The organism is Hungatella hominis (assembly GCF_014288005.1).
Lineage (GTDB): Bacteria > Bacillota > Clostridia > Lachnospirales > Lachnospiraceae > Hungatella > Hungatella effluvii.
On sequence record NZ_JACOPB010000013.1, the window covers coordinates 166,212 to 177,686 of the forward strand.

Consider the following 11,475-nt stretch of genomic DNA (forward strand, 5'->3'; position numbering starts at 1 on the left):
GCAAGTATGCAGCTAGGAGAAATCCTAGCTGTGTTTGATATTCTCCATGAGTTTAGCCATCTTTGCAAGAACTTTCCAATCATCAACAGATAACTTTGAAAGCATTTCTGCAAAAGCCTTTGCGTATTGCATTTCTTCAGACATATCTTCTTCCTCCTCTTTTAGAAGAGAAGCAGCCCAATCTATGATAGCTTCATCACGGCTTAATTGCCTATACATAGTGCCTGTTCCGTCTCTGAGCCATTCCTCATTAACGTCGAATTCCTTACATATTAATTTGATAAGTGGTTCTTTTTGTTCTGGTCGAGCGAGGACGTTTCTTTCTATATTATTTATTACAGATCTACTTACGCCTAATTTTTTTCCAAATTCCTCTTGTGACAGTTTCAATTCTGATTTTCTTAATTCTTTTATTCTCTCATACATTTCCATATTGTTCACCTCCTCTTATAGTAATAAGTATACTATCATGAAATGAATTAGTCAAGCCAAAGATGAAAAATAAATGCGCAAAAAGGCTTGACAAAGTCAATTTGAGGCTGTAAAATGAATTTATCAAGTCAATGAAAGGAGATGGATTCATGAATAACAATAGCAGTCCAAACCTCACACCAGAAGAAAATGAGATTTTAGAAGTATTTGCATCTGTGATTCCTTATATATCAAAGGAAGACAAGGCACAGCTCTTGGGGATAGGGAAAGGAATAGCATTTAAGGTAACTGGAGACGAAAAAGTATTACAGCAGAAAACAAGCTAACCAGCGCACGTTGACAATCGAGGAGGTGAGAAAATGTTTTTCAAAAAAGGAGAATTTCTGAAATTAGAAAATGGTACTGTTTTAGAAGTAGTTTTTGCTGATGATGAAAAGGCTATATGCCTTAAGATTCAAAAAAGTAAAATTATCGGCTGGCTGTATACTGGCAAGAGCGTTGTTATTTCCAATAATTTGAGCGATTACACGGAACCGTTAGGTTTTGAAATGATTCCTAATATTGGAGTGATAGGAAAATACCGCTGGGAACCATTAAAGCCGACCATAACGTTTCCTATGGTGTGAACTGACCACAGCACGTTGAAAACTGAAGGAGGTGAGAGAAGTGAGAATAGGGTATAACGTACCAATTAGATCAGCCAATAAAAACGGGCTTGGTATTGAAGGTTATATTACATTGGAAAATGTAGATATGAATCAATCTGATGTAGTTGGGGAGGCAATAAGAAAATTTCTATCCGATTTAAAGAAGATCGACGGTTTTCAGTCCCCGGAATCAAATTGACAACGAGGACTGAAAGGATTTTTAAGAAACAGTTGGGTTTAAAGATACGTTACTGCTATTAATCACAGACTGTAGTTCAGAAGATGCTTTATTATATCTTTCTACTGAACTAATAATTGATGTCATGTATGGAGAGAGCGACTCATGACAAACTGAACAACCGAAACTACCCTGAACAGCTTTTAGACAGTCAATGTTATCCGCTGTTTCGGTTGGAAGAATGACTGTAGCTCCGCATCTTTGACATTTAATAGATATAGACTTTATTTTTTCTAATCGCATCTTTAAGTCTCCTTTCTTTAAGTATTTCAGCATGCCAGTGCTGATATTTGTATTATAAATGGGAGAAACTGGAAAAGCAAGACAATCGTACTGACTGGAGCACGTTGATAATCAGAGGAAACTGGTACAAACGGTAAGGCATATAGTTAGACAAAGGGGGCGTAAACATGGACTTTGAAAAGATTGTAGCCATACTGATTAAACTCTTAGAAGACCAGGAGAACGCAGATATAACTTATCGCCTTATTCCAACAGATGAGAAAAAGGTGAAAGAGGAAGCCGGTTAAAACCGGCATGGGTGGACAAGCAGGAGGTGATACCGATGCGTAACTATTTTGCAGGCTTCAGCGCCCGCTACTGGAACCGTATGTTCCACGAGGCTTACGAAGGCCGGAGGAGTTACCGGACAGCGGCGCAAATCGAGGCCGTGGTGATCGCAGCGCTGGCAGCTATTATATTATGTCTGGTAAGGGGGTGATGGTATTGAGCAAGCGTAAGAATGGTACATACAGAGCCGCAGCGGCCGGCGGTTTGAATCCGTATGGCTGGGGAAACGGCAAGGGAAAAAAAGCCGCGTGAGGTGCGAACTCACAGCGGCAAATGCGAAAATTATTTACAAGCCCATGATACCATGCAGACCGCAGAAAATCAAGAGGGTGATAAAAAATGAGATATCAATGTGATGCATGTGGTTGTTATCTCGATCCGGGAGAGGGTCGGGTATGCGACGAGTGTCAGCGGAAGGCAGACCAGCGGCATAGGATTACGGAGAGAATCCGGCTGAACGGACAACAGTATGAAATGAATATGGAGGAACTGATATGTCAGAATTGAAATTTGAGGTCGTACAGACCGCAGGCGTTATTAATGCAAATTTTGAAGAATATGAGCAGCAGATCAAAGCTGAAGTATCGGAATATGAAGGTGCTTTATTTACAGAAGATTCTAAAGCGTTTGGAAAAAAAGTAATTGCAGAAATGAGAAAAAAGCGGGCGAGTGTTGTTGAAGCGACCCGTCAGGTAAAGACGGAATGGCTGAAACCGTATGATGAATTTAAGGTACAGGTTGATGGTCTATTACAGTACGTAGACAAGCATATTAACGACATTGACAGCCAGCTTAAGGAAATGGAAGCTGTCAGGGTGGCGAAAAGAAAGGCAGATATCCAGGCGTTATATGACAGCGTGATCGGGGAGATGCTGGAATACCTTCCTCTGGAAAAAATCTATGATTCAAAATGGGAAAATGCATCTGTCAAATTACCAGCGGTTAAAAAGGCTATGATAGAGGTGATCGGCAAGTCATACGAAGAGGTTACGACCATTAAAAATATGGATTCCGAGGCGGTCCCCAAAGCGCTGGAGATGTACAAGCGTGATCTGAGTCTTGCGAATGCCGTCAAGTATATCAACAACTACGAATCCCAGCGTCTCGAAATCCTCCGCAGAGAGGAAGAGAAAAAACGTGATCTTGAAATCGAGAGAATCCGTCGTGAGGAACGTGATAGGGTGGCGCAGGAACAGCAGATCAGGGAAGAGACGCGCCGGGAGACGGTAGACGAGTTGAAAACTGTTGATGAATCACTTGCCGGAGTCTGGCCGGTTGAACCGGAAGCAAAGAGAGTTATATATACGGTACTCGGCACTGAGTCAGAACTGGAAGAATTGGAAACCGCTCTCAACAGTCTGGGCCTGTATTTTGAAAGGAAAGATGTGTAATGGCTGAAATGATCTATGGAGCGATTAATGCCGCCATGGCAGATATCGGGGCTATCCAGAAAGACAAGAAAAATAAATCTCAGGGCTTCATGTACCGCGGCGTTGACGATGTTATGAATGCCCTGAACCCCGCCTTTATTGAGCATAAGATTTTCGTTGCAACGGAGGTTCTGGATCAGCGGCGCGAAGAGCGCAAGACGTCGAACAACGGCAATTTGATCTATTCCATATGCAAGGTACAGTTCACGTTCTATTCGGCGGAAGATGGTTCCAGTATTAAGGTTATTACAATCGGTGAGGGAATGGACAGCGGAGACAAGGCTACGAACAAGGCCATGTCAGTAGCTTTTAAGTATGCGTGTTTCCAGCTATTTTGTATACCGACTGAGGAAATGTCAGACGAGCAGTCAGATGCTCGCCCGGTCGATCCAGACAAAGAGAGCCATACCACAAAACCACCTGCCGGGAAGTCGCAGAAACAGGATGAGCGGAAGGTTACTGAAAAGGAAGTCAACGCAATCTACAATGAGTGTGGCAGAACTGGAACTGGCTGGAAAAATGTCTGCCTTACATATGGCGTGCAAGCCTTAAGTGATCTCACAGTATCGCAGTATACCGATGCAATGAAGCGGTTTAAGAAGCTTCCGGACAAAAAGAAGGAACCAGACCCAGAAACCGTACCGCCAGACCAGCCATCCGGGGAACTGCCTTGGGCGCAGTAGCGAGGTGTAGCATATGGATTTTAGGGGTAGATTGGTTGACATTTCGCGGAACTGGAAGACTGGAAAGGTCCGTGTGACATTCGAGGCGGACGAGGATATATCGGGACAGCTTGAAGCAATTTCTGACAAGCTGCTGACCATAACTGCGAAGATATTTCGTAATCGACGGAGCAAGGACGCGAATGCTTATGCATGGGTACTTATGCAGAAGATAGCGGAAGTGCTGCATACGGACAAGTGGAGCGTATACCTCGACATGCTGGAGCGGTACGGAGTATTCACGCATATCATTGTACGCCCCCACGTAGTAGGCCGAGTAATCGAAGAATGGCGTACAGTCAAGAATCTGGGAAAAGTCACAGTCGCGGGCCAGACCGGCATACAATTGCAATGTTATTTTGGAAGCAGCACTTACGATACCAGGGAGATGGCTGTCTTTATCAACGGGATTGTAAGCGAGTGCCATGAAATGGGAATTGAAACAGCGTCGCCGGAAGAGCTGGAGCGCATGAAAAGAGAATGGGGCGTGGAATTATGAAGAGCGTATTACAAACTGAAAAAGAGTGTTATCTCTGCCACACAACGCAAAATCTGGAGTCTCATCACATATTTTTTGGAACATCGAACCGCCGTATATCAGAATTCCACGGATTTAAAGTGTGGCTATGCAATCGTCACCATACCGGCGGCCCGGACGCAGTGCACCGGAGCCGGGAAGTTGATCTCTGCCTTAAAGAAATGGCCCAGTTTTACTATGAAGAGAACGTCGGGAGCCGGGAAGCATTTATCGCAGATTTTGGAAAGAGTTATTTATAGCCTTGTGGCTGGCCCTGCGCCAGTATCACATAGAGGAATGGAATGTGTCACGACATGCCATGGTACTGCCTCCGCCGTCTTTCGTCTGGCGGCGGGGGAACAAAGGAGGAATTAGAATTGAGTTATATAGATTTAAGCGGTATGCATTTCGGTTTTCTGGTGGCCCAGGAATATGCTGGCCGTGGATACTGGAAATGCAAATGCCTGAATTGCGGTATTGAGAAGCTGGTAAAAGGTGAGCATTTGCGGCTGGGGATTATTAAGTCCTGCGGCTGCCTGAAAGAAGATCAGGAAACGCGGGGAATGCGCGGGACGAACAGCTATATCATCCGTACCCACAAAGGCGAAGAGATCAACGTGGACTCTGAAGATGTTGACCGGCTGGCGAAACATTCGTGGTCAATCGGAATCGACGGATACCCGCAGGCCAGAGTGTCCGGTAAAATGATGCGAATGCATGAGCTGCTAGTCGGCCAGTATCGCGGTGATGGACTTGTGATCGACCATATTAACCATAACCGGGCTGATAACCGGAGAAGTAATCTGCGGATTGTTACCCCGGCACAGAATGCAAAAAAGGCACGAGCGGAGTGATAACGTGGGAAATGATGGGAACTACATAAAAATTTTCCGAGGTCTGCTTGAGTGGGAATGGTATCAGGACATAAACACTAAAACGCTTTTCCTCCATATGCTGTTAAAGGCAAATTGGAAAGAAGGAAAATTCCAGGGTACAACGGTTCCGCGTGGTTCCTTTGTGTCGTCGATTAAGACACTTGCAATGGAAACATCACTCACAGAACGAGAGATAAGGACCGGAATTTCCCACTTAAAATCGACAGGCGAAGTGACAAGCAGATCGACAAACAAATTTACCGTATTTACGGTGGTTAATTACAATCTGTATCAGGCAAGCGACAGGCAAGACGACAATCAGCTGACAAGCGAGCGACATTCTAACGACAAACGAACGACAACAATAGAAGAAAGAAAGAAGGAAAGAAGGGAAGAAGATAATAATAATCGTGGCAAAAAGAATGCCACGGTCTTCCCGCCCGACAGTTTTGAAATGAAATGTGTTGATATGCTTATCACGGCATTGATAGAAAATTACCCTGGATCAAAAGTACCAGATACGGTTGAAAAGAAATTTAAATGGTGTGAACAGATTGAATACCTGAAACGTATTGATAAACGTTCGGAAGATGATATCTGGGAAGCGTTGATGTATGCAACTACAAATTCGTTTTGGAAAACCAATATACGCAGCACAAAGAAATTGAGGGACCAATTTGAAACACTGATTTTGCAGGCAAGAAATAAAGGTGGGAAGAATCAGAGCCAGTCAAAGAACCAGACTCAGAAACCCAAAAATCAGTTCCAGCAGTTTCCACAGCGTGAAATTGATTATGATGCCATCGTGATGCAGGACATACAAAATATGGGAGAGGATAGAAATGGGTAAAGGAAATTTTGAGTATTTTATAGATCGTGGATATCTGGATACGCAGATTGCGAAGCTGAAAGCCGGATTGCTTGCGCATATTGATCACAGGTTTGATGAGTTACAGGAGCAATTATGTAATCCAACGCCTGTAGATGCAGATAAAAAATCAACACCAGATAAAAAGAAGGCGGTAGAGAAAGACCCTTGTCAGGTGTGGAAAGAGGAAGCGTACAGGCAGTGTAAAAAACTGGTGAAGGAATACCCGGATCAGCATAACAATTATAACTCTGTGCTGACTAAAATTTACACAAAAATGAAAAACACATATGGCATATGCCTGGATCAGGAGGTTAAGGAATACAAAAACGGTGAGACGGGATACGTCCCAACGATAGATGCAATATCCGTGAAGGGTGATCTTAGAAGTCTTTTTGAATCAATTTTAGGGAACATGGAAGAGGAATGTAAGCTTCGGGAAGAAAAGAAGAAAGCTGTAACAACAGCCATGCTTGCTCGTACCCGTCAGGAGATCATCCAGCCACTCATAGATGCTCGTAACGATCACAGCATATACGGCAGTGCTACATACTCCGCTGTGAGTGCCAGAATGCGGAAAAAGGGTATTGATATTGAGGCTGCAAAAGAGGCTTACCGCAAAAAAATAGGAGCAAAACGCCGGATCAACCGCAACGAATTATTTGATAATGATGCTGACATGAAAAAGATATTTGCGGAGACCGTGGCCGAATTACTCCACGAGGCCGGAAAGGCAGACCATGAAAGAGCGTCATAAGCAGATCAGAGACTACATAGTCCAGTACACCATAGCCCACGGCTGGCCGCCGTCGGTACGTGAGATAGGGGAAGGCGTAGGGTTGGAGAGCAAGAGCAGTGTACACCTGCATCTTAAGCAGATGGCAGACGCCGGGATCATCAAGATGGTGCCAGGGCAGCCGCGGTGTGTAACGGTGCCGGGGCTGGTAATTGAATGGAAAGGGGAACAAGAAAATGTATAGCACCAGACCACAGCGGAAGACGCTTACAAAATTATGCCCGTATTGCGGGAAAACTCGAACGTATACATACCGAGACGGATACGATGAAGTGGATTACGGCACCGGACGCAGCCGGTACATACCGTCAAAAACCGAAGATGATGGCTGTGATTGCATGTTTGGTAAGCTAAACCACACCGCCGGAAAAATTCAGATTAAGAAGCAGTGCGCTAACTGCGCATGGAATGAAAATGGAAATTGCACAAATAAGCAGGAGCGAATCGACGTTTCGGAGATGTTTGGAATAACCGGAGATCTGGTTATAAAAAATGAATCAAAACGCTGTAAACATTATGAGTTATCGAAAAACATGTTCGATGCCCTGATTGAGTTGAAAAATTAACATTTCCGGGATTTTGGAGAAAGGAAAAGGATGGAAAGATTAACTAAAATCTGTTCTGATGGCACGCACAGGGCGGCAGATAATTTGCCATGTGGTGAGAACAGTTGGGATTATAAGGCACTATTGATTGAACGGCTGGGCACCTATGAGGATGCTGGCATGGGGCCGGAAGCTGTCAAAGTGTTAAGAAACAACTATATAGCACTTTCTCAAAGCTGCAATGAAATGATTGACAAGATAGATGATCTGTATTCGAATGGAAAAATATCTGATATCTATACAATTGAGCATTGTCCGTTTTGTGGAGCAGAGAAAGAATCTCTTGAATATGATTTAGAACATTGTGCCGTAGTATGCAATGAGTGTGGTAGGAATTTCAGAGTGAGAGAAGACCTATATTAGTATTTCACAGAGGTGGAGGTTATGACAAGAACAGATCTTCAGGAAATCGGCAAAGAGATTATTAAAAAACAAAAGGATCTGCTATATGAACATGACGATGAAAGGCAGATGGGAAGATACTCTATAGATAAAGCTTGGGAAGATGCAGTAAAAGAAATCTGCTTGTTGCGCTAACTGATAATCAGTAGTTTTAGTATTTTGAAGAGTACGGCAGGACAATAAAGTTTCCGGTTACACCGGGAAAATTGCGTTGCCTGATGTCGTGGGGAAGTGGCGGGGAAATTAAGTTTTATTGGGCGCCGGGCGTCCAGCATGGTGCAGAAGGGTTCAAGTCCCCGAACTGACGGGGTCGACTCCCGCCAGTGCAAGGCGCAAAACCATGCATATTAAGATTTTCAAGATACCCGGAAAGGATGATGAGATTGCGAAAATTATTATTAAAACTGGCACATAGGGTTCTAAAAAAATATGGGGTGATTCCTCTGGATTTCAAGGACAAAGTCCTTTTTATGGGAAATATTTATGAAATTCAGAGTTATGTTATTTCGAAAGAATTTTTCAAAACTGATGTTACCGTAGAAATGTGTGATTGCTTCAAATTCCCTGATTGTAGGGGATCATGACATGAAATTCCGGAGGAGTGGAGGAAAGTGATACATGTTTAATTGGATTCGGCATTGCCTTTGCATACATGATTTTGAAAAAGTGAAACAAAATGAGTATCCAGACAAGACAGTAACGACGTATTTGTGCAAAAAATGTGGCTGGATTCGGAAGGTAACGACAAGATAAGTTAGATTAATATTCCGGGACTGCCGGAAGAAAGGGAAAAATCATGGGATTAATTGATGTGTTTGAGAAAGAGGATCGAACGGAAATAAAGTTGAGCCAACTCTGTGAAATGTTAAGCGCAGGTGCCAAAACTGAATTGCTTATGAACGCTGTAAACTGTGATGTGCCTCACCAGTATATCAGAGAAATGGTAACAGGAGAAAAAGAAGTGTCTGATTGCGTCTTATTTTCAACAAAAAACGATAATCAGTAGTATTAATAATCAGCAGTATTAACATTTCCGGGAAACCGGAGAAAGGAAAGTAATATGGAAAATTATAATGTCAGTATTAGAAATGGAGTTCATAGAGTTCGGGTCACATTACAACAATGGAAATATAAGGGACATATCTGGTTAAACACAGGCGGTAATTGCTATGGGAGATCAATTATAGACTTTGATTTTGACTGTGTAGATGATGATCTCGAAAACGATTGTAATTTGGTATACGAGGAAGAGGATAATTGTTTTACAGCTATTCTTAAGGACGATGATGGTAATGAATGCGTGGTAGAAGGGGAAGCAGACGATTTTAATGACATGATAGTAGCCGTTGAAATAATTGCTTATTTGTCGGAAGAGGAGTATGAGAGAGGCGGCTCTAAGCCGCAAAACTGATAATCGGTAGCTGGGACTACCGGAGAGGAGGATAAGATGGGATATTGTAACGGAGATTGCGAATATTTAACAAACCGGCATCATTGCAAGAAATATAAGAAGTGTCTTGCCTACAGCAGTTTCAGTAGCAGGAGTATATCAACCGGAGCTGTTCATGAGCGGTGTAGAGAGTGTGATAAGGATCATTGGATTGCTAAGTTAGAAGATCGTTTAAAATCTAATAGCAGACCATCACCAACTGATCCTGAAGGTAGTATTCGGTGCGGTCATTGTAATGGTGATGTGCCAATTGATGAGGATTATAAGTTTTGCCCTTACTGTGGACAGAAGCTTTAATCTGGAAAACTGATGATCAACAGTATTAGTATTTACCGAACTAAGACTTGACAAATAAGGAGGTTTTGTCATGGCAGATTTAAAGAGTGTGGCTGGGCTGTTTGGTATGACTGTATCGGAGCTGGAGCAGTTTACCGGATATAGCCGCCAGGAGTTGCACCGGGTTATGAATAATGGAAAGGCCGTAGGCACTGCCAGAATGTCAAGCGTGATCCGTAAGTTGGACGCGGCAAGCTATGATATCTATTCAGTCACAGTCTCCCAGGCCGAGGCTGAGAAGAAGGCCAGAGAGAAGCTGCTAAAATCATTGTCCAATACTTGCGGCCTGTGTTACCAGACGGGGCCATGCCTGTACATAAGGCAGTATGGTCATCCGGGGTGGGAAGGAAGCAAGTGCCGCGGGTTTTCCGCGACGATTGGTGAGGAGCCGGCGGAGCAGTGCAAAGAATGTGAGCAGTGGCGTTATTACGAGGAAGACAGCCGGGAGCCTATCGAACCGAGATATCAATTAGATCGAGACAGTATTTGCTATGGTTGTCAGAACTATAAGGCCGTCGAGGATTGCGAGGAAGCGCCGGAACCTGATAATGTGCAGTGTGGTGGCGCCTGTGATTGTGCAGAACCTTGCTTTGCTGGGAACCAAAACAGATATCATAAAAATTAAACTTTTTAGGAGGATGTATTGTGGAATTGAAATCAAATAAAGAACTTAACCGTCATTTTGAGAAACTAAAACGGCTAAGGAAACTAAGAGAAAAAGAGCCAGACAACACTTACCATTATTGGGAAAAAGAAATAGCAGGGTGTGAACACAATATAGTGGAGGTGGTTGAGGAGATGCTTAAAAAACAGACCCCCATTAAAGTCATAGTGAATGAAGCCTATTATAGTTGCCCGGTGTGTGGAACTATAAGAAGCATTAAGCAGAAACATAATTTTTGCCACGACTGCGGGCAGGCATTGGATTGGGAAGAGTAAGATTTTCAGAAAGAAGGTGCGAGATGATTTGCGAAGAATGTAAAAGCTGTTGGAACTATATGGTATGCGAGAATGGCTGTTATGGGAGTGATAAGCCATGCGAATATTTTGTTTCAGATACAGACAATTAACATTTTCGGAAGGAGAAGCACATGAAAAACGCGGATCGCATTAGAAAGATGACTGACGAAGAACTGGCGTGCTTTCTGACACGTGTAGAAGCAGCCTTGTATCGGGATGACTTTGACATTGTAGCGTATAGAGCGGATAAGGTAGCAGATGCTTTGAAATGGCTTGAGAGACAGGCATATTAACATTTTCGGGATTCTGGAGAAAGGAAAAGTTATGAGGCTGATTGATGCGGATGCATTAATTGCGGAATTAGAATCACGTGCAGAGGCTTGCCATCGTGATTTTAATCGAGCAAAGCATAAAGTAGATAAGGATATGTTGATGGAAGCCCATGTGGGTTATATAAAGTTGATTGGCATGGTAAAAGCTATGCCAACTGTAGATTTGGAAACTTAACATTTAACGAGGAGGGATAGAGCAATGGGACTGTTTAAAAAGCTGGACCTGTGGTCTATAGATGATGGATTACAGAAAATTATAGATTATTATTATGACGGAAACGAAAGAAATAGCCAG

At 43.2% G+C, this 11,475-nt stretch carries 23 protein-coding genes; 21 read left to right on the top strand and 2 right to left on the bottom strand.

Going from position 1 to position 11,475, the window contains the following annotated elements; genetic code table 11:
* Nucleotides 1–24: 24 nt before the first annotated feature.
* Nucleotides 25–432, bottom strand: coding sequence for a helix-turn-helix transcriptional regulator (locus H8S75_RS23130; RefSeq protein WP_187023561.1), 408 nt, complete (start codon nt 430–432; stop codon nt 25–27).
* A 149-nt stretch (nt 433–581) separates the two neighbouring features.
* Here H8S75_RS23130 and H8S75_RS23135 point away from each other — a divergent pair, with 149 nt between their 5' ends.
* The 3 genes from H8S75_RS23135 to H8S75_RS23145 are packed head-to-tail and all read left to right on the top strand — an operon-like array spanning nt 582 to nt 1,278.
* Nucleotides 582–758: a hypothetical protein gene (locus H8S75_RS23135; RefSeq protein ID WP_187023562.1), complete on the top strand. Its 177-nt coding sequence runs from the start codon at nt 582–584 to the stop codon at nt 756–758.
* A gap of 33 nt (nt 759–791) precedes the next feature.
* The gene (locus H8S75_RS23140; protein WP_187023563.1) at nt 792–1,058 is read left to right on the top strand and encodes a hypothetical protein; all 267 of its coding nucleotides are present in this window, start codon (nt 792–794) and stop codon (nt 1,056–1,058) included.
* Nucleotides 1,059–1,098: 40 nt separating this feature from the next.
* Nucleotides 1,099–1,278, top strand: coding sequence for a hypothetical protein (locus tag H8S75_RS23145; protein WP_187023564.1), 180 nt, complete (start codon nt 1,099–1,101; stop codon nt 1,276–1,278).
* Between the two features lie 21 nt (nt 1,279–1,299).
* Here H8S75_RS23145 and H8S75_RS23150 read toward each other — a convergent pair whose 3' ends face one another.
* The gene (locus H8S75_RS23150) at nt 1,300–1,560 is read right to left on the bottom strand and encodes a hypothetical protein (RefSeq protein WP_187023565.1); all 261 of its coding nucleotides are present in this window, start codon (nt 1,558–1,560) and stop codon (nt 1,300–1,302) included.
* Between the two features lie 322 nt (nt 1,561–1,882).
* Here H8S75_RS23150 and H8S75_RS23155 point away from each other — a divergent pair, with 322 nt between their 5' ends.
* From H8S75_RS23155 to H8S75_RS23240, 18 genes are all read left to right on the top strand, one after another.
* Nucleotides 1,883–2,038: a hypothetical protein gene (locus tag H8S75_RS23155; protein WP_187023566.1), complete on the top strand. Its 156-nt coding sequence runs from the start codon at nt 1,883–1,885 to the stop codon at nt 2,036–2,038.
* A gap of 188 nt (nt 2,039–2,226) precedes the next feature.
* Complete coding sequence (locus H8S75_RS23160) at nt 2,227–2,394, top strand: hypothetical protein (protein WP_187023567.1); 168 nt, start codon at nt 2,227–2,229, stop codon at nt 2,392–2,394.
* Entirely contained in the window at nt 2,382–3,278 is an 897-nt protein-coding gene (locus tag H8S75_RS23165) for a DUF1351 domain-containing protein (RefSeq protein ID WP_187023568.1), read from the top strand. The genes H8S75_RS23160 and H8S75_RS23165 overlap by 13 nt, the downstream gene beginning before the upstream one ends.
* A complete protein-coding gene (locus tag H8S75_RS23170) occupies nt 3,278–4,000 on the top strand; it encodes an ERF family protein (RefSeq protein ID WP_187023569.1) in 723 nt (240 codons plus the stop codon). The genes H8S75_RS23165 and H8S75_RS23170 overlap by 1 nt, the downstream gene beginning before the upstream one ends.
* A gap of 13 nt (nt 4,001–4,013) precedes the next feature.
* Entirely contained in the window at nt 4,014–4,538 is a 525-nt protein-coding gene (locus H8S75_RS23175; protein ID WP_187023570.1) for a hypothetical protein, read from the top strand.
* 395 nt (nt 4,539–4,933) lie between these two features.
* Nucleotides 4,934–5,410 carry an HNH endonuclease signature motif containing protein gene (locus H8S75_RS23180; protein WP_187023571.1) on the top strand — a complete coding sequence of 159 codons (477 nt, stop codon included), beginning with the start codon at nt 4,934–4,936 and terminating at the stop codon, nt 5,408–5,410.
* 4 nt (nt 5,411–5,414) lie between these two features.
* Nucleotides 5,415–6,281, top strand: a complete 867-nt coding sequence (locus H8S75_RS23185; protein ID WP_187023572.1) for a phage replication protein O — start codon at nt 5,415–5,417, stop codon at nt 6,279–6,281.
* Nucleotides 6,274–7,056: a hypothetical protein gene (locus H8S75_RS23190; RefSeq protein WP_187023573.1), complete on the top strand. Its 783-nt coding sequence runs from the start codon at nt 6,274–6,276 to the stop codon at nt 7,054–7,056. Before H8S75_RS23185 ends, H8S75_RS23190 begins: the two co-directional genes overlap by 8 nt.
* Nucleotides 7,040–7,279, top strand: a complete 240-nt coding sequence (locus tag H8S75_RS23195; protein WP_187023574.1) for a LexA family protein — start codon at nt 7,040–7,042, stop codon at nt 7,277–7,279. The genes H8S75_RS23190 and H8S75_RS23195 overlap by 17 nt, the downstream gene beginning before the upstream one ends.
* A complete protein-coding gene (locus H8S75_RS23200) occupies nt 7,272–7,661 on the top strand; it encodes a hypothetical protein (protein WP_187023575.1) in 390 nt (129 codons plus the stop codon). Before H8S75_RS23195 ends, H8S75_RS23200 begins: the two co-directional genes overlap by 8 nt.
* 30 nt (nt 7,662–7,691) lie before the next feature.
* Nucleotides 7,692–8,063, top strand: a complete 372-nt coding sequence (locus H8S75_RS23205; protein ID WP_187023576.1) for a hypothetical protein — start codon at nt 7,692–7,694, stop codon at nt 8,061–8,063.
* 21 nt (nt 8,064–8,084) lie between these two features.
* Nucleotides 8,085–8,237, top strand: coding sequence for a hypothetical protein (locus H8S75_RS23210; RefSeq protein WP_187023577.1), 153 nt, complete (start codon nt 8,085–8,087; stop codon nt 8,235–8,237).
* Nucleotides 8,238–8,898: 661 nt separating this feature from the next.
* Nucleotides 8,899–9,108 carry a hypothetical protein gene (locus H8S75_RS23215; protein ID WP_187023578.1) on the top strand — a complete coding sequence of 70 codons (210 nt, stop codon included), beginning with the start codon at nt 8,899–8,901 and terminating at the stop codon, nt 9,106–9,108.
* A 54-nt stretch (nt 9,109–9,162) separates the two neighbouring features.
* The gene (locus H8S75_RS23220; RefSeq protein WP_187023579.1) at nt 9,163–9,513 is read left to right on the top strand and encodes a DUF5406 family protein; all 351 of its coding nucleotides are present in this window, start codon (nt 9,163–9,165) and stop codon (nt 9,511–9,513) included.
* 406 nt (nt 9,514–9,919) lie between these two features.
* The gene (locus H8S75_RS23225) at nt 9,920–10,513 is read left to right on the top strand and encodes a hypothetical protein (RefSeq protein ID WP_187023580.1); all 594 of its coding nucleotides are present in this window, start codon (nt 9,920–9,922) and stop codon (nt 10,511–10,513) included.
* A 20-nt stretch (nt 10,514–10,533) separates the two neighbouring features.
* Entirely contained in the window at nt 10,534–10,827 is a 294-nt protein-coding gene (locus H8S75_RS23230) for a hypothetical protein (RefSeq protein WP_187023581.1), read from the top strand.
* A gap of 152 nt (nt 10,828–10,979) precedes the next feature.
* Nucleotides 10,980–11,141, top strand: a complete 162-nt coding sequence (locus tag H8S75_RS23235) for a hypothetical protein (RefSeq protein ID WP_187023582.1) — start codon at nt 10,980–10,982, stop codon at nt 11,139–11,141.
* A 31-nt stretch (nt 11,142–11,172) separates the two neighbouring features.
* A complete protein-coding gene (locus H8S75_RS23240; protein WP_187023583.1) occupies nt 11,173–11,355 on the top strand; it encodes a hypothetical protein in 183 nt (60 codons plus the stop codon).
* Nucleotides 11,356–11,475 lie beyond the last annotated feature (120 nt).

Bases quoted from the DNA above. Each gene is read 5' to 3' on its own strand.
- H8S75_RS23155 (WP_187023566.1), top strand. From the start codon at position 1,883: ATGCGTAACTATTTTGCAGGCTTCAGCGCCCGCTACTGGAACCGTATG.
- H8S75_RS23160 (WP_187023567.1), top strand. From the start codon at position 2,227: ATGAGATATCAATGTGATGCATGTGGTTGTTATCTCGATCCGGGAGAG.
- H8S75_RS23220 (WP_187023579.1), top strand. From the start codon at position 9,163: ATGGAAAATTATAATGTCAGTATTAGAAATGGAGTTCATAGAGTTCGG.
- H8S75_RS23205 (WP_187023576.1), top strand. From the start codon at position 7,692: ATGGAAAGATTAACTAAAATCTGTTCTGATGGCACGCACAGGGCGGCA.
- H8S75_RS23235 (WP_187023582.1), top strand. From the start codon at position 10,980: ATGAAAAACGCGGATCGCATTAGAAAGATGACTGACGAAGAACTGGCG.
- H8S75_RS23210 (WP_187023577.1), top strand. From the start codon at position 8,085: ATGACAAGAACAGATCTTCAGGAAATCGGCAAAGAGATTATTAAAAAA.
- H8S75_RS23200 (WP_187023575.1), top strand. From the start codon at position 7,272: ATGTATAGCACCAGACCACAGCGGAAGACGCTTACAAAATTATGCCCG.
- H8S75_RS23140 (WP_187023563.1), top strand. From the start codon at position 792: ATGTTTTTCAAAAAAGGAGAATTTCTGAAATTAGAAAATGGTACTGTT.
- H8S75_RS23175 (WP_187023570.1), top strand. From the start codon at position 4,014: ATGGATTTTAGGGGTAGATTGGTTGACATTTCGCGGAACTGGAAGACT.
- H8S75_RS23195 (WP_187023574.1), top strand. From the start codon at position 7,040: ATGAAAGAGCGTCATAAGCAGATCAGAGACTACATAGTCCAGTACACC.
- H8S75_RS23215 (WP_187023578.1), top strand. From the start codon at position 8,899: ATGGGATTAATTGATGTGTTTGAGAAAGAGGATCGAACGGAAATAAAG.
- H8S75_RS23130 (WP_187023561.1), bottom strand. From the start codon at position 432: ATGGAAATGTATGAGAGAATAAAAGAATTAAGAAAATCAGAATTGAAA.
- H8S75_RS23190 (WP_187023573.1), top strand. From the start codon at position 6,274: ATGGGTAAAGGAAATTTTGAGTATTTTATAGATCGTGGATATCTGGAT.
- H8S75_RS23225 (WP_187023580.1), top strand. From the start codon at position 9,920: ATGGCAGATTTAAAGAGTGTGGCTGGGCTGTTTGGTATGACTGTATCG.
- H8S75_RS23135 (WP_187023562.1), top strand. From the start codon at position 582: ATGAATAACAATAGCAGTCCAAACCTCACACCAGAAGAAAATGAGATT.
- H8S75_RS23170 (WP_187023569.1), top strand. From the start codon at position 3,278: ATGGCTGAAATGATCTATGGAGCGATTAATGCCGCCATGGCAGATATC.
- H8S75_RS23240 (WP_187023583.1), top strand. From the start codon at position 11,173: ATGAGGCTGATTGATGCGGATGCATTAATTGCGGAATTAGAATCACGT.
- H8S75_RS23150 (WP_187023565.1), bottom strand. From the start codon at position 1,560: ATGCGATTAGAAAAAATAAAGTCTATATCTATTAAATGTCAAAGATGC.
- H8S75_RS23165 (WP_187023568.1), top strand. From the start codon at position 2,382: ATGTCAGAATTGAAATTTGAGGTCGTACAGACCGCAGGCGTTATTAAT.